Source organism: Halanaerobium sp. MA284_MarDTE_T2 (assembly GCF_003337245.1).
GTDB lineage: Bacteria > Bacillota > Halanaerobiia > Halanaerobiales > Halanaerobiaceae > QPJE01.
Map to the genome: position 1 here is coordinate 62,581 of NZ_QPJE01000001.1, position 18,493 is coordinate 81,073.

Here is an 18,493-nt window from a genome sequence, read left to right on the forward strand (position 1 = left end):
AATGAATAGTACTGTCAGAGTAATAGTTGATATTCCAATTGCAGATCTGGATCGACCTTTTGATTATCTGCTGCCTGAGGAATTAGAAGGGGAAATTAAGATAGGTCACCTGGTAAAAGTACCTTTTGGTAAACGAAAAATTTCTGCTTTTGTGGTAGATATAAATGTAAAAGTGGAGATAGATCCAAAAAAATTAAAAAAAATTGATAATAAAGTATATGATGAATCATTTTTTGATAGAAAAATGCTGAACCTCTACAGGTGGACAGCAAAATACTACCATAGTTATTTGATACAGGTTATTAAGGCAGCACTGCCTCCGGGTGTCCTTGATAAAAGAGTTAGGAAAAAGACAGTTAGATATTTAAGATTAACTTCAAAAGCAAAAAAGAAAACAGAAGAAATCAAAAAACTTAAAAAAAGAGCTCCAAAACAGTATTTAATTTTAAAATATTTTTTTGAAAATGAGGAGAATAAAATAACAGTAAAAGAAGCGGCACAGGCGGCTGAAACATATCCGAAAACTGTATATAGTTTACTAGAAAAAGATCTGCTTGAGTATTATAATATAGAAGTATGGAGAAAACCAGAAATTTTTAAAGGTGATTTTTTATCAGATGATTTCAAACTGGATAAAATGCAGTCAGAAGTATTTAATGAAATTTCAAAATCAATACAGCAGGAAAACCAAACTTTTTTATATAAAGAAGTGTTGAAAGAAAAAAGAAATATATTATACTTTAAACTTATTGAAAAATTGGTTGAGGAAAATAAAGGTGGAATTTTACTGGTGCCAGAAATTATGATGGCATCTAAAATAGTTAAAAAACTAAAAAATATTTTTAACGAAAAAATTGCCATAATCCACAGTCAGCTTTCTGCAGGTGAGCAGTTTGATGAATGGCGCAGAATTAGATCGGGACAGGCATTTATTGCAGTTGGAACACGTTCTGCAGTATTTGCTCCTGTTAAAAATCTCAGCTTAATAATAATTGACCAAGAACATGATGAAAATTATAAACAGAATGAATTTCCAACCTATCATGCCCGTCAGGTTGCTGCAAGACGTGTGCAGGATAACAATTCTGTACTTTTTTTGTCTTCTCCCACCCCCTCGATTGAAACAGAATATTTAGCTGCAGTTAATAAATATCAAAAACTTATGCCTGATGATGAATATATTAATAATAGTATTCCTTCTGCTGAAATAGTTGATATGAAATTGGAATCTGAAAAAGGGAATTTGAGCAATTTCAGCACTGTGCTGATTGAAAATATGAAAAAAACTTTGTCAGAAAAAAAACAGGTATTTCTTTTTATGAACAGGAGAGGTTTTGCAAATTATATAATTTGCAAAAAATGTGGTCATGTTATAAAATGTGATAATTGTGATATAACTTTAACCTATCATAAAGAAGAAAAAAAGCTTATCTGCCACTACTGTGGAAAAGAAAGCAAGATTCCAGAAAAATGTTCGGAATGTGGAAGTGAATTTATTGGCGTATCTGGAATGGGCACAGAAAAAATTGCTGATGAAATAAGAGAGATATTTCCAGATAAAATGATAGCCAGGCTGGACGCAGATGTTTCTGATGATAAAGATAAATATAATAATATATTAAAAAAATTAAAAAATAAAGAAATTGATATACTGGTTGGGACCAGAATGGCTGTAAAAAGTGAGTATTATACCAATGTAGGTTTAATAGGTATAATTTCTGCAGATACAATTTTGAATATTCCTGAATTCAGATCAGCCGAAAGAACTTTTCAGCTTTTGACACAGCTTTTATTGATAGATCAAAATTATGAAAGAAAATTAGTAATACAGACATTTAATCCTGATCATTACAGTATTAAAATGGCAGCTGATTTTAATTACAGTGACTTTTATAATATAGAAATTAATATAAGAAAAAAGAGAAATTATCCACCTTTCAGCAGGCTGGTTAATATAATTATTCAGGGAGATAATGAGAAAAATGTTATTCATACTTCAGAAAAATTAGATAGATTTATTGATATACACGGCAGTTATGATGAAAAGATTGGAGCGGCTCCAGCTTATTTAAAAAAAATAAGAAATAAATTTAGATGGCAGATCATTTTAAAATTTGGATCCTTTCGCAGTAGAGAATATCTTCTGCGGTTAATTGAAAAAAAATTTCATAAAAAAAGTGAAGTGTTTGATGATGTAAATATTCGTATTGATGTAGATCCATATAAAATGTTATAATTATTTATAGAAGGAGGTTTTGTCATTGGCAATTTTGCAGATTAGAAAATTGGGAGATCCTGTCCTTAGAAGTAGAGCAAAAGAAGTGGAAAAAATAACTGAAAAAACTAATGAACTGCTTGATAATATGATAGATACCATGTATGCTGAAGATGGAGTTGGACTTGCAGCACCACAGGTTGGTATACTGCAGAGAATAGCGGTAGTTGATATTGGCGAAAATTTAATAGAATTAATAAATCCAGAAATCATTTCAGAATCAGGCAAATCTATTATGGAAGAGGGCTGTCTGAGTGTACCAGATGAAACAGGAGAGGTTATCAGGTCAGAAAAAATTAAAGTAAAAGCATTAAATAGAGAAGGTGAAGAAATAACATTTGAAGCTGAAAATTTTGAGGCAAGAGCAATTCAACACGAAATTGATCATTTAGAAGGAATACTATTTATTGATAAAACTGTAAAAATTATGGAGTGATTTTGATGGATATTATCTTTATGGGGACACCTATTTTTGCTGTTCCCAGTCTGAAAGAACTAATATTTAATGATACAATTAATGTTAGAGCTGTTGTTACACAGCCTGACAGAAAAAAAGGGAGAGGACAGCAATTAACACCTTCTCCGGTTAAAAGAACTGCCGAAAAATTTGATATACCTGTTCTTCAGTCCGAAAATATAAATAATGAAAGTTTTATTAGAAAGTTAAATTCCTATAAATTAGATTTTATAGTAGTAGTTGCTTTTGGACAAAAATTATCCAAAACCATTCTTAATATACCTAAATATGGCTGTATAAATCTTCACGCTTCTTTACTTCCAAAGTATAGAGGAGCCAGCCCAATTCATCAGGCTGTTATAAATGGTGATAAAAAAACAGGTAATACCACAATGTATATGGGAGAAGGACTTGACGATGGAGATATAATATATCAGCAGGAGATGGAAATAAAAAATACAGATACAGTAGGCACTGTTCACGACAAACTGGCTGTTAAAGGTGCCAAACTGATTATTAAAACTTTAAATGATATTAAAAGTGGTGCTGCCCCCCGAATAAAACAGGATGATTCTAAAGCAACATATGTGCATAAGATAGACAAAGATATTGGCGAAATAAACTGGGAAGATGATGCAACAGAGATATTTAACCTGGTTAGAGGTGTAAATCCCTGGCCGGGCGCATATACCTATCTTGATGGTGATAGGCTAAAAATATGGAAAGTAGAAGTAATTGATGAAGAAAAAGAAGCAGAGGAATATGAATCAGGAACCATAGTAACTGCAGATCAGTCTGAGGGCTTAATTGTACAGTGTGGTAGTGGACTTATCAATATCAAAAAGCTTCAGCTGCCCGGCCGAAAAAAAATGCAGACAGAAGATTTTCTCTGTGGACATGATTTAAAAATAGTACAAAAATTAGGCAAAAAATAAATAAGAAGGATAAATAAGAAAGGAGTGATTTTATATGTATTTTCCATTTTTTTATGATCCAACTATATTGATGATAATACCGGCACTTCTGCTCTCAGCCTATGCTCAGTATAAAGTTAAAAGCACTTTTAATAAATACAGTGATGTTTACAGCGATTCCGGTCTAACCGGTTCAGAAGTAGCTGCTAAAATAATGAAAGAAAGTGGTATTTCTAGAGTGTCTGTAAATCAGATAAAAGGAAAGTTAAGTGATCATTATGATCCTAAAGATAAAGTGCTAAACCTTTCCTCAAATGTATATAACAGCAGTTCTATTGCCTCTATAGGTGTAGCTGCACATGAAGCAGGTCATGCAATACAGGATGCAAAATCATATAAACCTTTAAATATAAGAGCTAAATTGGTTCCAGCTGCTAATATTGGTTCCAGTATGGGGCTGCCTATGGCTATATTTGGATTTTTTATTAGAGTGGATTTTTTAATTTTAACAGGATTTGTTTTGTTTTTTGCAGCTTTTTTATTTCACCTTGTTACTCTGCCGGTGGAATTTAATGCTAGCAACAGGGCAATTTCTATCTTAAAATCAGGAAATTATCTTAATGATAAAGAAATACAGGGAGCTAAAAAAGTTCTCAGAGCAGCAGCTTTTACTTATGTTGCAGCTACACTTGTTGCTCTAACAAATCTATTAAGGATTTTAGTGCTTTTTGGTATGGGTGGGGATGATTAATGATTTTTTTTCTGCTTCCATTTTTTATATTCTTTTTGTTTCTGTTAATTTTACTGCCATTTAAATTCACTTTAGATTCATTAATAAATATTATATATATACCGGGCCAGATTTATAAAATAGCGACTAATAAAAAATTACGTAAAAATCACAGTATTGAACATGCAGCAGTTAATATTCTGGAAAAACAGTATGGGTACAGAAATTTGGCCGGTTATGCAGAAGAAGATGGATTTTATATAATGGGCGCTCGTTATCCAGAACAGGTGTTAGAAGCTGCAAAAATAGGCCTTAATGCTTTAAAATCTGGTAGAGCCGATCTGGCTATCCATAAAAGATGTGGTACGAGTATAACAGCTGCCAACCTAATATCATCTCTTTTATTTTTAATACTTTTATTTATTACAAAAACGTTTAGTATTTTTAATATAATTATAGCTTTAATTTTTGCTAATGCTGCCGGCCCATGGCTTGGAGTATATCTTCAAAAATACTTAACTACTTATACTGATGTAAAAGACTTAGAAATTACAGGGGTGAGGTGGGCAGGACATTCCCAATTAAGAAGCTCATCTAAAATATTTGTTGAAACACAATCCATACCATATTTAAATAGGTGAATTAATAAATGAAAACAGCAAGAGAAAAATTAATTGAAGCATTAATAAAAATAGATCTGGGATATTATTCAGATCAAATATTAGCTAAACACTTGCATACTATAGCAGATAAGAGAGATAGAGGACTTTTTACAGAAATTTTTTATGGTGTATTGAGGAAAAGGATCTATCTGGATTATATTATTGATAAATTTTCTAAAACTGACATTTCTAAACTTGATAAAGAAGTTCTGCAGGGGCTGAGGATTGGTATATATCAGCTCTTTTTTCTTGATAAAATTCCAGAAAGAGCCGCTGTGTTTGAAACTGTGGAAGCTGTAAAAAAATCCTGTGGGAAAAAAGGTAAAAAAATTTCTGGATTTGTAAATGGTATTTTAAGAGAAGTTATCAGAAAAAAAGATACTGTTAGACTTCCTAATAAAAATAAAAATAAGGTAAAATATTTATCTATAAAATATTCTCATCCAGAATGGCTTGTTAAAAGATGGATTACACAGTACGGCATATCAATAACAGAGAAAATATTAAGTGCAAATAATGATCGACCGAATATGTATTTTAGACATAATTCACTGAAATTTTCTGAAAGTGATTTTATTAAACTGTTGTGCAAAGATAAGATTGAATTTGAAAGAATTTTTTTGCCCGGATTTTATAAAGTAAAAAGCAGCATTAATCCTGTACAGACAGAGATTTTTAAAAAAGGTGGTGCATATATACAGGGTATTGCAGCAGGTTTAGCAGCATTTTTGCTTGATGTTGATCTGGAGATGCAGATTCTGGATCTTGCAGCTGCGCCTGGTGGGAAAACAGCTCATATAGCAGAAAAAATGAATAATACAGGTTATATAAAAGCTGTCGATATAAGTTCAGAGAGATTAAAAATGGTTCAAGAAAATATTGTTAGGCTGGGAATAAAAAATGTTGAAACCGAAAATGTTGACAGTAGAAAATTAAACGATGAAAAAAAATATGATAGAATACTGGCTGATCTTCCCTGCAGTGGACTGGGGCTGATTTCTTCCAAACCAGAGATAAAATGGCAGCGAACGGAAAAAGACATAAATAAACTTGCTGATCTACAGTATAGTATATTGAGTCATAATTTGAATAGATTGAGGGTAGGGGGAAAACTATTATATTCTACCTGTACACTCAACCGCGAAGAAAATCAGAATATAATAAATAAAATATTGACTGAAAATAATAATTTCATTTTAGAAGATATCAGTGAAACTATAAAAGGATTGGGTTCTGTTTATTCTAAAGAGGAAAAATACCTGGAATTAATTCCAGGTATAAATAATACAGAAGGGTTCTTTTATGCACGTATTAAAAAAATTGGAGAGTGAATTAATTTTATTATGAAGGATTTAAAAAGTTTAACAAGAAATGAATTAATGGAATCTATTAATAATTTGGGCTATCCAAATTATAGAGGTGAGCAAGTTTTTAATTGGATTTATAGAAACGGTATTTCGGATTATGATCTAATGACAAATATACCAAAAAAAATGAGGAAAGATCTGCAGACTGATTTTAAAATAACAGATATTGAACTACTGGAAAAAAAGAAAGCTGCAGATGGTACAATTAAATATCTGTGGAAGTTAAAAGATGGAGAAAATATTGAGAGTGTTTATATTCCCTTTGAAGAATCAGGACGTCACAGTATATGTATTTCTTCTCAGGTTGGATGTGCTCTTGGATGCTCTTTTTGTGCCACAGGAATAGATGGTCTGCAGAGAGATCTCAATACAGGAGAGATAATAGATCAGGTTTTAAAAATACAGCAGGATATAAGTAAAGAAACATTTGGAAGTCCTCGTATTAGTAATATTGTTTATATGGGGATGGGAGAACCACTGGCAAATCTAAAGAATGTATTAAAATCAGCTGAGATTATTAATGAAAATGATGGATTAAATATTGGTATGAGGAAAATGACGATATCTACTGCTGGGCTTGTACCTGAAATAAAAGAACTGGCCGAAAAAAATAATCAAATTGGACTGGCTGTTTCTCTTCATGCACCCAATGATAGACTGAGAAACAAATTAATGCCTGTCAATAGAAAATACAGCATAACCCAGCTTTTGTCAGCAGTTAATTATTATATAGAAAAAACAGGCAGACGGGTAACTTTTGAATATGTTTTAATGGATGGAGTTAATGATAGTCCAGAATTAGCTATTCAGCTTGCTGATTTGTTGAGAGGAATTAACTGCCATATTAATCTAATTCCTGCCAATCCTGTTCCAGCTTTAAATATAAAAAAACCTGTCCAAAAAGTGCTTGATAAATTTTATGAAATTCTCGTCAATAGAGGTCTGCAGGTTACTGTTAGAAAAGAAATGGGTAGTGAGATAGAAGCTGCCTGTGGCCAGCTCAAAAGAAAACACAGTTAGGAGGAAATTAAATGCGGTTTAAAGCTGTTACGCACAAAGGGAAGGTAAGAAAAAGTAATGAAGATAATTATTTTGTTGATAAAGAAAGCTCTTTTTTTCTGGTAGCTGATGGAATGGGAGGCCATGCTGCTGGTGAAGTGGCAAGTAAAATAGCTGTCGAAAAAAGCAGCGATTTCAATTTACCTAAAAAAAATAATAATATACTGGTGAATTTAAAAAAGCTGATAAATAATGTAAATGAACAAATTATTGAAGAAAGCCAGAGAAACTCTGAATATCTTGGTATGGGTACTACCTATTCTGCAGCTCTTATCAGAGAAGGAAGGCTTTATTATGCTCATGTAGGTGACAGCCGCATTTATATTTTTCGTAAAGGAAAGCTAAAACAGGTTAATAAAGAACATTCTTTAGTAGCTGATTTGATAAGAAATGGAAAGTTAGAAAAAAAAGAAGCTTTTAATCATCCGCAAAAACATATTTTGACTCAGGCGCTGGGTCTGGAAAAAGAGCTGGAAATAGATGCTGGCAAAGAGGATATCTCTACAGGGGATATTATTCTTTTATGTACTGATGGTTTAAGTGATCTTATAAGAGAAGAAGAAATAGAGGATTTAATTAATGTATTTAACAGAGATTTAGATCTGCTGGCAGAAAATTTATTAAATACTGCTTTAAAAAATGGAGGCAGTGATAATATTACATTTATTTTAATTTTAAATTCTTAAATTCCTGTTTTAATATATGATTGAGGTGAATTTATGCAGGGGAAAATTATTAATGAACGATATAAAATTATAGAAGAAATTGGAAAAGGCGGTATGGCTATAGTTTATTCTGCCCATGATACCCTTCTTGACAGAAAAGTAGCTATAAAAATGCTACGTCCGGAACATTATTCTGATAATGATTTTAAAGAAAAATTTAGGCAGGAAGCACGAGCGGTTGCCAGGTTGTCTCATCCAAATGTTGTAAGTATATATGATATTGGTATTGATGATGATTATATATTTTTAGTTATGGAAATAATAAAAGGTAAAAATTTAAAAGATTTAATAAAAGAAAGAGGGCACCTTTCTTTAGTAGAAGCACTTGAAATAGGAAAACAGATTGCGTCAGCTTTAGATGCTGCTCATAAAAATAATATTATTCATTGTGATATTAAACCACATAACATTATTTTAACTGATGATATGGAAGTTAAAGTAACAGATTTTGGTATTGCCAGAGCTGTTAATTCAGCAACAATGAAAGTAACAGATACTATTGTAGGAAGTGCCCATTATTTTTCTCCTGAACAGGCAAAAGGAGGAGATATAAAGGCATATTCTGATTTATATTCACTTGGAATTGTTCTCTATGAAATGACTACAGGTGAGCTGCCATTTCATGGAGAAAGTCCTATTTCCGTTGCATTAAAACATCTTCAGCAGGAAGCAGTAAGGCCTGCTCAAATAAACAAAGATATTCCTGTGGATGTGGATAATCTAATTATGAAAGCAATGGAAAAAAATCCATCTGATAGATTTCAGAGTGCTTCTCAGATGAGAGAAGCGATAACTTTGGCTCTTAAAAATTTAAAAAACAGTCAAAACCATATAAATATCATTAATAAAAAATCCGATCCAGGTGAAACTAAAATTTTGAAAAAAACAGATATTTTTTTTAGAAAAAACAATGATAAAAAATATAATGAATCAAATGATGATTCTGGAATAAAAAAAGTTGATAAAAATAATGTTAAGAAAAGCCTTTTTAAAAATAAAGAAGGAAAAAATGAAAAATTTTTTTTAAAGAGAACATCAGTCTGGATATTAGTGATAATTCTATTTTTCTCTGCAGCTGTATTTGGAGGTTATTTTTTCTTTAATTCTTACACAAATGTACCAGTAGTTGAAGTTCCAGATATTGTTGGATTGAGTTTTGAAGAAGCTGAAAAAGAATTGGGGCAGGTTGGATTAAAGTTTGAGGAAAACAAAGAAAAAGTTTTTAGTGAGGAAGTTCCAGAAAACCATATTATTTCACAATTTCCAGCTCCAGGAGAACGAGTTAGACAGACTCGAAAAATTAATATAACAATTAGCAAAGGACCTGAATTAATAAAATTACCTGATCTGAGTGGTATGGAACTGAGAGAAGCTTTAGTAGAATTAGAAAATTTATCACTGAATAAATATGAAATAGAATATGTATTTAGACTCTCAATAAAAGCTGGTAGAGTTATAGAACAAATTCCAGCAGCTGGTGCAGAAATAAAAAGTGATGAACTTATAACACTATTTGTCAGCAGAGGAGAAAGAGATATGTCAGTCAGCATGCCTGATTTAACTGGTATGGATCGAACAAAAGCTTTTCAAAGGCTCAGGGAATTGGGGCTTAATGTTGGGAAAATAAAGCTGGAGAATTCAACCCGTTTTTCTGATGGGCAGATAATATCTCAGAGTTATAATCCTGGTGATATGCTTCCAGAAGGTACACCAGTTGATTTAGTTATCAGCAGAGGACTCCTCAATCCAGAAAATGCAGAAATATACAGCAGCAGTATCAAAGTTAATGTTAATAATATAAAAGCAACAGAAGTAAAGATTGTAGTTAAGGATAATAGTGGTAAAGATGTAGTATATAATGCAGTCCATCAACCTGGTGAAAGTATAATGCGGAATATTACAAGTGTCGGCCCAACTGAAATTAAAATATATTTTGACAATAGGCTGATAAGGACTAAAAAAATAGGAGGTTGATATTTTTAGATGAAAGGTATATTAATTAAATCTATTGGAGGATTTTTCTTTGTTGCTGATGAAAAGGAAAAAATATATCAGACAAGAATTAGAGGTAAAATCAGAGAAAAAATATATCCAGGAGATATTGTTGAAATAAATGAAGAAAAATTAACTCTGGAAAAAGTATATGCCCGCAAAAACCTTCTTATAAGACCAAAAGTAGCTAATGTTGATCAGGTTTTAATAATGCAGTCAATAAATAATCCAAAATTTAAACAATCACTTTTAGATAGATTTCTGCTGCTTATTGAAAGTTCAGGTTTTGAGCCAATTATTGTAATAAATAAGATTGACTGTACTGATTTAGACTACAAAAAAGAGTTTAAAGATTACAAAAAAGCTGGTTATAAAATATATTTTATAAGTGTTAAAAAAAATATTAATATTGATAGTTTTATGGATATCTTTAATGATAAAATAAGTGTTTTAACAGGTCCATCTGGAGTAGGAAAATCTTCTTTTTTAAATAAAGTTATTGAAGAGGCAGATTTACCTACTGCAGGAGTAAGTAAAAAACTGAAAAAAGGTGTTCATACTACTCGTATGGTAGAACTGCTTCCTATTTCAGAACGTGGTTGGATTGCTGATACTCCTGGTTTTTCTTCCATGGAAAATATAGATTTAAATATTGAAGCAGATGACCTATTCTGGTATTTTCCGGAAATAGCTCAATACAGCAGAAGCTGTAAATTCAATAGATGTACCCATACACATGAACCAAACTGTACTGTACAGGATAAAGTAAAAGAAGGAGAAATTTCCAGAAGAAGATATGAAAGTTACTATCAAATTTATAAAGAATTAAGGGAGAAGGAGAATGAATACTGATGAGAACACAATTTTCACCTTCGTTGTTATCTGCAGATTTCAGCATCCTGCAGCAGGAAATAAAAAAAGTGCAAAAAGCGGACTATCTTCATCTTGATGTAATGGATGGTGTTTATGTTCCTAATATTACTTTTGGTCCAAAATTAATAGCTGATATTAAAAAACATACTAACTTAAGTTTTGATACCCATCTTATGATAATTAATCCTGAAAAATATATTTATCAATTTGTTAGAGCAGGTAGTGATATTTTAACAGTGCATGCAGAGTCTACTCAGCATGTGCATAGAGTTATACAGATGATTAAAGACTATAATATAAAAGCGGGATGTTCTCTTAATCCAGCAACACCTTTGGATGAGATAGAGTATATTTTACCTGATCTGGATCTTGTTTTAATCATGTCTGTAAATCCCGGTTTTGGGGGTCAGACTTATATACCACAGATAACTAAAAAAATTAAAAAACTGAGAAAGATAATTGATGAAAATAATTATAATGTCAAAATTGAAGTTGATGGCGGAATTAATACAGATAATTTATCTGAAATAATTTGTGCAGGAGCGGATATTATAGTTTCTGGATCTTCAATTTTTGGTAAGGAAAATCCTGCTGCTGCAATAGAAGAAATGAGGGAAATAGCTGCAGATGTATAAACAAAAAGCATTTGTTTTTTTAAATGGGATATTTAATTTTTCTCAGAAAAAAATTCTAACAATTGTTGAAAGCTGTGAAAATAAATTGATTATTGCTGTAGATGGTGGAGCAGATATATTATATGAGGCCGGTATAGTTCCAGATGTAATTATTGGAGATCTTGATTCTATTTCAGAACAGGTATTTAATAATTTTAGAGATAATGACAGAGTTAAAGTAGTTAAATTTCCTGTTGAAAAAGATAAAACAGATAGTGAACTGGCTGTAGATTATTGTCGAGAAAATGGTATTAAAGAAATCTTAATTTTTGCTGCTCTTGGCGGCAGAATTGATCAGGAATTGGGAAATATTAATCTTTTAGAATATATAGCTGATTTTAATATAGAGGGCAGAATTATTGAAGAAAATCTTGAAATAGGTATAATAACAGATAAAAAAATTTTCAAAGATAATTCAGGTGATGAGTTATCTTTAATTCCTCAGACTGATTCAGTGGATGCAGTTTATATTTCCGGTTGTAAATATAATGTTGAAAATCAGTGCTTTATTAGAAGCAGAACCCGGGGGATAAGCAATGAAATTATTGAGAAAGAAGCGAAAGTAGAAGTTGGTATAGGAATATTAATCTATATATTGAGAAAAGGAAGTTAACTAGTCCAAGCCAACTCCCTTTTTGTAAATATCAATTATTTAGTATGCTCTTTCCACCTTACCTGACTTGAGGCACTGAGTACATACTTTAATTCTTTTTGGTGAACCGTCAACTATTGCTTTAACCTTCTTTAGGTTTGGGCGCTGAGTTCTTTTGGAAACACTCGTGATGTTTTTACCAACACCACCTTTTTTCTTAGCTTTACCACGTCTCTGTATGCTATTGGCTTTATTACCACCCTTACCACAAATTTCACAGACTCTGGACATAGAAAACACCTCCTTGAAAATATAAAAAATTTATGTCAGCTTTTATTTTAACATACATTGCTGCTGGTTGGCAAATTTTAGTGCTGAAATGAATTTCCTTATATTTATTTTTGATTAATTTAAAATAATTTATAAACTTCTTTTATAATGTATGAGCAGGAAAGTGAAATGGGATGTTGAAGTAATTAATAACTAACAGAATATTTGAATTTTGGCTAAAAGTTGCAACGGTGACTATAATATTGTAGAATAATTATGTATGAAAAGAGGTGTTAACTTATGGAAAAAGAAATTGAAAATAAACTTGGTAAAATAATAATTGATGAAGAGGTAATAGCAAAAACAGCAGGTCTTGCTGTAATGGAATGTTATGGGCTTGTTGGAATGTCATCTAGAGGAGTACAGGATGGACTGGCAGATTTACTTGGATGGGACAATATAAGCAAAGGTGTTGCTGTAAATATTGAGGATGAAGATGTACATTTAGAACTCAACATTATTGTTGAATACGGTACTAATATACACGAAGTTGCACATAATGTTATTGAAAGAGTTCGTTACACCCTCGAAAAAAAAGTAGGAATTGAAATTAATACAATAGATGTAAATGTAAGGGGAGTGAGGGTTGGCGATGCCACATAATGAGAGCATACAAAAAGAAATTAAAATTATAGATGGTGTGAAATTTAAGCAAATTATGTTCTCTTCTTTATATTGGTTAAAAGAGCAGCAGTCATTTATTGATTCACTGAATGTTTTCCCGGTTCCTGATGGAGATACAGGCACAAATATGTATTTAACTTTTAAAGAAGCTGTAAGCTCTATTGAGAAGCTGGAAAGCAGTAATGTGGGAGAGTTAGCTTCTGCATTATCTAAAGGTGCTCTTATGGGAGCTAGAGGTAATTCGGGGGTAATTCTTTCACAGTTAATAAGGGGTTTTGCTTTATCTTTAAAAAACAAAAAAACAATAAGAACTAGTGATTTCGCAGAGGGGTTAAAAAAGGCTTCTGAAGTGGCATATCACGGTGTTTTAAAACCGGTTGAGGGAACTATATTAACTGTATCTAGAGAAACTTCAGAGGCAGCTATGATCGCTTCTGAGAAATACACTGATTTTATGCGGTTTTTACCTGTTATTATAAAAGAAGCAGGTAAATCATTAAATAGAACACCAGATCTACTGCAGACATTAAAAGAAGCAGAAGTGGTGGATGCTGGAGGACAGGGATATCTAACTATGCTTGAAGGTCTTTTAAAAGGATTAAAAGATAAAAAAATTAAAATTACTGGAGAAAATAAAATAAGTAAAAGAACTGATAAAGCTAAAAAAAAGAAAGATATTAAATTTATTTACTGTACACAGATGTTGATTGGAAATGGAGATAGTGAAAGTGAATTGAATAGAAGAATAGAAAAGATGCGCAGAGATCTTCAGAGTTATGGTGACTCAATAATGGTAGTAGGCAGTGAAGGTATTATAAAAGTTCATATCCATACAAACCACCCTGGTGTTGTACTTGAATATGGTCTAAAACAGGGTGGTATATTTGATATAAAAATTGATAATATGGAAAAACAGCATGAAAAAATGCAGGCGGAAAAAATAGCTGCTGCTCTTCCGAACCATCCGGATCATGTCAGAGATGATGAAGGTTTTTTAGCTGAAGAATCTGTAAATACTAATGTTCCGAAGGAACAATTAAAGATGAAAAAAAATTATGGCATTATATCAGTGGGTAATGGAGAAGGTATAAAAAATATTTTAAAAGAACTTGGTGTTGATTATATTATTGAAGGTGGGCAGTCTATGAATCCATCTACAAACGATTTTATACAGGCTTTGGAGCAGATTGATTCAGATAATATAATAATTCTACCCAATAATAAAAACATCATTTCTGCTGCTAATCAGGCAGCAGAGGTAAGTCAAAAAAATATTGTGGTAGTAGAAACACGAACAATTCCACAGGCTGTATCTGCACTGATGGTTTATGATGATGACAATATAGATATCAATCAATTGAAACAAAAGATGGAAAATGAAATACAGTATGTAAAAACTCTGGAAATCACAAAAGCAGTTAAGGATTCCAAAATTAATGGAATGAAAATTAATGAAAATGATATTATAGGTATTTCTGATGGTAAGATAATAAACAGTGGAAATAATTATAATGATGTGATATTAGAATTAATAAAAAAAACTATTGAAGATGAAGAACTTATAACCATTTATTATGGACAGGATATAGAAAATCAGGATGCAGAAGATATTAAAAAATTAATTACAGATAACTTTGATTTTGATGAAATAGAAATATATTCAGGGGGGCAACCTCTCTACCCATATATAATTTCAATGGAATAAGGAGTGTTTTTATTATGATAGCTTTGGTAACAGACAGCACATGTGATTTATCTGAAAAGATTCTTAATAAATATAAAGTAGAGGTTGTACCATTAAGTGTACATTTTGGGGAAAAAGTTTATCAGGATAAAATAGACTTAAAAACTGATGATTTTTTTTCCATGATGGAAAAATCTCAAAAACTTCCAACTACTTCTCAACCGTCTGTGGGAATGTTTTTGGAAAAATATGAAAAGCTGGCTGAAAATTATGATCAAATTATATCAATACATCTTTCAGCAGCATTAAGTGGAACTTATAAATCTGCCAAATTAGCTTCATCAGAGATCGAAAAAATAGATGTTGCGGTTTTAGACTCTAAATCAACCACAGCCGGACTTGGCTTTCTGGTTATTATGGCAGCAAAATTAATAAATAAAGGTCTTAAATTTAACGAAATTATCAAAAAAATTGAGAGTGCCAGAGAAAAACTGACTATTTTTTTTACAGTAAATGAACTGACTTATTTAGAAAAAGGTGGAAGAATAGGTAAAGCTCAGTCATTAATTGGAAATATATTGAACTTCAATCCTGTTCTTGAAATATCAGGTTTAACTGGAGAAGTGGAGCCTAAAGAAAAGGTGAGGGGCTATAAAAGAACAAATAGAAGATTAACAGAACTGACAAATGATTATATTGCAGATAGTTCTCAGGTAAATATTTCTTTTGTATATGGGCGTAAAACAGATAATTATAATCAATTTAAAAATTTTTTGCAGGCTAGTTTGTTGGAAAAAGAAAATCTTGATTATAATATTTTTTCTAATAAAATAGGGGCAGTGTTAGGCTGTCATGCTGGACCACTTGTTTATGGTGTAGTTGTGTTAAAAGGAGAATTACTAGACTAATGAACATTCAGTTAGAAAAAGAAGTACAGTATGTAAAAGGTGTTGGTCCAAAATGGGCTGAATTTCTTGAAAAATTAAATATCAAAACAGTTAAAGATCTGCTGTATTATTTCCCCCGAGAATATGAAGATCGCCGCCAGATTACTGAAATGAGATATGCCAGTCCAGGTCAGCAAGTAAATCTAAAAGGTAGAGTGCTTAAGGTTGAGTTAAAAAAAATCAGAAAAGGTTTTGATATTTTAAAAGTAACTTTTTCTGATGATACTGATGCTGTAAATGGTATATGGTTTAATCAGAATTATCTTCAGAGTAATTTTAAAAAGGGGGAATTTTATTTATTAACAGGTAAAATAAGTGAAAAGAATTGGAGAAAATATAAAAGTAAAGATATTAATAATCCTGTTTACGAAAAACTGGATGTAGATTATCCTATTTTAAATACGGGCAGAATTGTACCTATATATTCACTGACTGAAGGAATTAGTCAGCGAAAGCTAAGAAGAATAATATCCAATGCTTTAATTGATTTAAATGATAATCTTAAAGAACTGCTGCCTGATTATATTTTAAAAAAATACCATTTTCCTACTTTAAAAAAATCACTGTCTGCAGTACATTTTCCAAAAAATAAAAAAGATTATATTTCTGCCCATATGAGGCTTGCTTTTGAAGAGTTATTTCTTTTTCAGCTTTATTTTTTAAATGAAAAAAAGAAATATAATATTGAAGATGGAATAAAACATGATTACAAAAAAGAAAAAATGGATAGTTTTATCAATAGTCTGAAATTTGATCTTACAGATGCACAAAAAAGAGTTTGGCAGGAGATAAGAAATGATTTAGAAAGAAAACAGCCTATGTTACGTCTGCTGCAGGGGGATGTCGGTTCCGGTAAAACAATTATTGCTGCACTTGCATTATTAGAAACAATTGCAAATGGTTATCAGGGTGTATTTATGGCTCCAACAGAAATTTTGGCTGAACAGCACTATTTAAAATTCAAAGAACTATTTGCTGATTTTAACTATAATATTGAAATTATTGTGGGAAGTTTAAAATCTTCAAAAAGAGATTCACTAGAAAAAGCAGTAGCAAATGGAGAAATCGATTTAATAATAGGTACCCATGCCCTTTTTCAGGAAAGCATAAACTATCATAAAATCGGTTTAATAGTTATAGATGAACAGCACCGCTTTGGAGTTGAACAGAGGCATAAATTAAAAGAAAAAGGAGATAGACCTGACCTTTTAATAATGACTGCTACTCCGATTCCGCGGTCTATGGCAATGCTGATTTATGGTGATCTGGATCTTTCAATAATAGATGAGATGCCTCCAGGTAGAAAAACAATTGCTACTTTCTGGAGGAGAAAAAATAGAAGACCAAAAATTTATAGTTTTGTTCGAGACAAAGTAAAAGAAGGCAGACAGGCATATATAGTATGTCCCCTCATTGAACCTTCAGAAGAAATGCCGGAGCTTGTTTCTGCTGAAGAACTTTATGAAATTTTGGGTGATAGTATTTTTAAATATTTTGAAATTGCTTTAATTCACAGCCAGATAAATGCTGAAGAAAAGAAAGATATTATGGATGCTTTTAGAGATGGGAAAATAGATATACTTGTTGCAACAACTGTTATTGAAGTAGGGGTTGATGTTTCTAATGCTACAATAATGGTTATAGAAAATGCTGAACGATTTGGGTTGGCACAGCTGCATCAGCTGCGGGGAAGGGTTGGAAGAGGGAAAACACAGTCATTTTGTATTTTGATATCTGATCCTCCTGGAGAAGATGCGGAAAGAAGGCTGGAGATAATGACCCACAGCAGTGATGGTTTTTTAATTGCAGAAGAAGATTTAAAAATGAGGGGACCAGGTGAATTTTTTGGCACTAGGCAGCATGGTATTGATGATTTGAAAGCTGCCAACCTTATTGAAGATAAACATATTCTAAAAAAAGCTAGAGAAGAAGCTTTGAAAATGGTAAAAGACATTAGATGGGAAGAAAAATATCCTCTTCTCAAAGAAAAAATAGAAAATATAAAATTAAAGATATAGCTGGGGGTTATTACCTATGAGAATCATAGCAGGTTCAGCAGGTGGTATTAAATTGAAATCTATAAAAAGCAGGCAGGTAAGACCAACTTTAGATAGAGTAAAAGAGGCTCTTTTTAATATGCTGGGCCAGTCTATCCTGGATTCTGTTTTTTTGGATCTTTATGCCGGTTTTGGTGGTATTGGAATTGAAGCACTGAGCCGGGGAGCAAAAAAAGTTGATTTTGTAGAAAAAAATAGAAAATTCGCTTCTATTATAAAAAGAAATTTAAATAAAACCAATCTCATAAATTTTGGAGAAATATACTGTGAAGATGTTTATAATTTTCTGCAGAAAACTTCAACTCAGTATGATATTATTTTTATGGATCCACCTTATAATAAAGGTTATGTTAAAAAAACTATAAATATTATATTAGAAAATAGGATTTTAAACTCCAGGGGATTAATAGTTATAGAAACTGCTTCTGATGAAAAAATAGATTTAGGCAAAAAATTTCAGATGATTCGCGAACGTAAATACGGTAGTTCTCAAATATATATTTATAAGTTGAGTTTATAGAGGGAGGTTGT

General features: G+C 31.6%; 18 protein-coding genes. 17 read left to right on the forward strand and 1 reads right to left on the reverse strand.

Going from position 1 to position 18,493, the window contains the following annotated elements:
- Position 1 precedes the first annotated feature (1 nt).
- The 12 genes from priA to DFR78_RS00350 are packed head-to-tail and all read left to right on the forward strand — an operon-like array spanning position 2 to position 12,341.
- Positions 2–2,236 (forward strand): primosomal protein N', encoded by a 2,235-nt coding sequence (gene priA / locus DFR78_RS00295; protein WP_114456852.1) that lies wholly within the window; start codon positions 2–4, stop codon positions 2,234–2,236.
- A gap of 25 nt (positions 2,237–2,261) precedes the next feature.
- Positions 2,262–2,711: a peptide deformylase gene (def, locus tag DFR78_RS00300; RefSeq protein ID WP_114456853.1), complete on the forward strand. Its 450-nt coding sequence runs from the start codon at positions 2,262–2,264 to the stop codon at positions 2,709–2,711.
- Between the two features lie 5 nt (positions 2,712–2,716).
- A complete protein-coding gene (gene fmt, locus DFR78_RS00305; protein WP_114456854.1) occupies positions 2,717–3,667 on the forward strand; it encodes a methionyl-tRNA formyltransferase in 951 nt (316 codons plus the stop codon).
- Positions 3,668–3,701: 34 nt separating this feature from the next.
- Positions 3,702–4,397 carry a zinc metallopeptidase gene (locus DFR78_RS00310; protein ID WP_114456855.1) on the forward strand — a complete coding sequence of 232 codons (696 nt, stop codon included), beginning with the start codon at positions 3,702–3,704 and terminating at the stop codon, positions 4,395–4,397.
- A complete protein-coding gene (locus DFR78_RS00315) occupies positions 4,397–5,017 on the forward strand; it encodes a DUF6391 domain-containing protein (RefSeq protein ID WP_114456856.1) in 621 nt (206 codons plus the stop codon). The genes DFR78_RS00310 and DFR78_RS00315 overlap by 1 nt, the downstream gene beginning before the upstream one ends.
- 8 nt (positions 5,018–5,025) lie before the next feature.
- Positions 5,026–6,369: a 16S rRNA (cytosine(967)-C(5))-methyltransferase RsmB gene (gene rsmB / locus DFR78_RS00320; RefSeq protein WP_114456857.1), complete on the forward strand. Its 1,344-nt coding sequence runs from the start codon at positions 5,026–5,028 to the stop codon at positions 6,367–6,369.
- 12 nt (positions 6,370–6,381) lie between these two features.
- Positions 6,382–7,425 (forward strand): 23S rRNA (adenine(2503)-C(2))-methyltransferase RlmN, encoded by a 1,044-nt coding sequence (gene rlmN / locus DFR78_RS00325; RefSeq protein WP_114456858.1) that lies wholly within the window; start codon positions 6,382–6,384, stop codon positions 7,423–7,425.
- Between the two features lie 11 nt (positions 7,426–7,436).
- Positions 7,437–8,150, forward strand: a complete 714-nt coding sequence (locus DFR78_RS00330; RefSeq protein WP_114456859.1) for a Stp1/IreP family PP2C-type Ser/Thr phosphatase — start codon at positions 7,437–7,439, stop codon at positions 8,148–8,150.
- A gap of 33 nt (positions 8,151–8,183) precedes the next feature.
- The gene (gene pknB, locus DFR78_RS00335; protein ID WP_114456860.1) at positions 8,184–10,163 is read left to right on the forward strand and encodes a Stk1 family PASTA domain-containing Ser/Thr kinase; all 1,980 of its coding nucleotides are present in this window, start codon (positions 8,184–8,186) and stop codon (positions 10,161–10,163) included.
- Positions 10,164–10,172: 9 nt separating this feature from the next.
- On the forward strand, positions 10,173–11,033 hold the full coding sequence (rsgA, locus tag DFR78_RS00340; RefSeq protein WP_114456861.1) for a ribosome small subunit-dependent GTPase A: 861 nt from the start codon (positions 10,173–10,175) through the stop codon (positions 11,031–11,033).
- Positions 11,033–11,689: a ribulose-phosphate 3-epimerase gene (rpe, locus tag DFR78_RS00345; RefSeq protein ID WP_114456862.1), complete on the forward strand. Its 657-nt coding sequence runs from the start codon at positions 11,033–11,035 to the stop codon at positions 11,687–11,689. The genes rsgA and rpe overlap by 1 nt, the downstream gene beginning before the upstream one ends.
- Entirely contained in the window at positions 11,682–12,341 is a 660-nt protein-coding gene (locus DFR78_RS00350; RefSeq protein ID WP_114456863.1) for a thiamine diphosphokinase, read from the forward strand. The genes rpe and DFR78_RS00350 overlap by 8 nt, the downstream gene beginning before the upstream one ends.
- Positions 12,342–12,380: 39 nt before the next feature.
- Here the strand turns inward: DFR78_RS00350 and rpmB are convergent, their stop codons facing one another.
- Positions 12,381–12,611: a 50S ribosomal protein L28 gene (rpmB, locus tag DFR78_RS00355; RefSeq protein ID WP_114456864.1), complete on the reverse strand. Its 231-nt coding sequence runs from the start codon at positions 12,609–12,611 to the stop codon at positions 12,381–12,383.
- Positions 12,612–12,890: 279 nt separating this feature from the next.
- Between rpmB and DFR78_RS00360 the strand changes: the two genes are divergently transcribed.
- Genes DFR78_RS00360 through rsmD form a run of 5 tightly spaced genes read left to right on the forward strand, consistent with a single transcriptional unit; the run spans position 12,891 to position 18,482 of the window.
- A complete protein-coding gene (locus DFR78_RS00360) occupies positions 12,891–13,253 on the forward strand; it encodes an Asp23/Gls24 family envelope stress response protein (RefSeq protein WP_114456865.1) in 363 nt (120 codons plus the stop codon).
- Complete coding sequence (locus DFR78_RS00365) at positions 13,243–14,979, forward strand: DAK2 domain-containing protein (RefSeq protein WP_114456866.1); 1,737 nt, start codon at positions 13,243–13,245, stop codon at positions 14,977–14,979. The genes DFR78_RS00360 and DFR78_RS00365 overlap by 11 nt, the downstream gene beginning before the upstream one ends.
- Before the next feature lie 14 nt (positions 14,980–14,993).
- Positions 14,994–15,866: a DegV family protein gene (locus DFR78_RS00370; RefSeq protein WP_114456867.1), complete on the forward strand. Its 873-nt coding sequence runs from the start codon at positions 14,994–14,996 to the stop codon at positions 15,864–15,866.
- Entirely contained in the window at positions 15,866–17,923 is a 2,058-nt protein-coding gene (recG, locus tag DFR78_RS00375; protein WP_114456868.1) for an ATP-dependent DNA helicase RecG, read from the forward strand. The genes DFR78_RS00370 and recG overlap by 1 nt, the downstream gene beginning before the upstream one ends.
- A 16-nt stretch (positions 17,924–17,939) precedes the next feature.
- Positions 17,940–18,482 carry a 16S rRNA (guanine(966)-N(2))-methyltransferase RsmD gene (rsmD, locus tag DFR78_RS00380; RefSeq protein ID WP_114456869.1) on the forward strand — a complete coding sequence of 181 codons (543 nt, stop codon included), beginning with the start codon at positions 17,940–17,942 and terminating at the stop codon, positions 18,480–18,482.
- Positions 18,483–18,493: the final 11 nt, after the last annotated feature.

Bases quoted from the DNA above. Each gene is read 5' to 3' on its own strand.
- recG (WP_114456868.1), top strand. From the start codon at position 15,866: ATGAACATTCAGTTAGAAAAAGAAGTACAGTATGTAAAAGGTGTTGGT.
- DFR78_RS00310 (WP_114456855.1), top strand. From the start codon at position 3,702: ATGTATTTTCCATTTTTTTATGATCCAACTATATTGATGATAATACCG.
- DFR78_RS00365 (WP_114456866.1), top strand. From the start codon at position 13,243: ATGCCACATAATGAGAGCATACAAAAAGAAATTAAAATTATAGATGGT.
- rlmN (WP_114456858.1), top strand. From the start codon at position 6,382: ATGAAGGATTTAAAAAGTTTAACAAGAAATGAATTAATGGAATCTATT.
- rsmD (WP_114456869.1), top strand. From the start codon at position 17,940: ATGAGAATCATAGCAGGTTCAGCAGGTGGTATTAAATTGAAATCTATA.
- DFR78_RS00370 (WP_114456867.1), top strand. From the start codon at position 14,994: ATGATAGCTTTGGTAACAGACAGCACATGTGATTTATCTGAAAAGATT.
- priA (WP_114456852.1), top strand. From the start codon at position 2: ATGAATAGTACTGTCAGAGTAATAGTTGATATTCCAATTGCAGATCTG.
- DFR78_RS00350 (WP_114456863.1), top strand. From the start codon at position 11,682: ATGTATAAACAAAAAGCATTTGTTTTTTTAAATGGGATATTTAATTTT.
- DFR78_RS00360 (WP_114456865.1), top strand. From the start codon at position 12,891: ATGGAAAAAGAAATTGAAAATAAACTTGGTAAAATAATAATTGATGAA.
- fmt (WP_114456854.1), top strand. From the start codon at position 2,717: ATGGATATTATCTTTATGGGGACACCTATTTTTGCTGTTCCCAGTCTG.
- rsmB (WP_114456857.1), top strand. From the start codon at position 5,026: ATGAAAACAGCAAGAGAAAAATTAATTGAAGCATTAATAAAAATAGAT.
- rsgA (WP_114456861.1), top strand. From the start codon at position 10,173: ATGAAAGGTATATTAATTAAATCTATTGGAGGATTTTTCTTTGTTGCT.
- DFR78_RS00315 (WP_114456856.1), top strand. From the start codon at position 4,397: ATGATTTTTTTTCTGCTTCCATTTTTTATATTCTTTTTGTTTCTGTTA.
- pknB (WP_114456860.1), top strand. From the start codon at position 8,184: ATGCAGGGGAAAATTATTAATGAACGATATAAAATTATAGAAGAAATT.
- rpe (WP_114456862.1), top strand. From the start codon at position 11,033: ATGAGAACACAATTTTCACCTTCGTTGTTATCTGCAGATTTCAGCATC.
- rpmB (WP_114456864.1), bottom strand. From the start codon at position 12,611: ATGTCCAGAGTCTGTGAAATTTGTGGTAAGGGTGGTAATAAAGCCAAT.
- DFR78_RS00330 (WP_114456859.1), top strand. From the start codon at position 7,437: ATGCGGTTTAAAGCTGTTACGCACAAAGGGAAGGTAAGAAAAAGTAAT.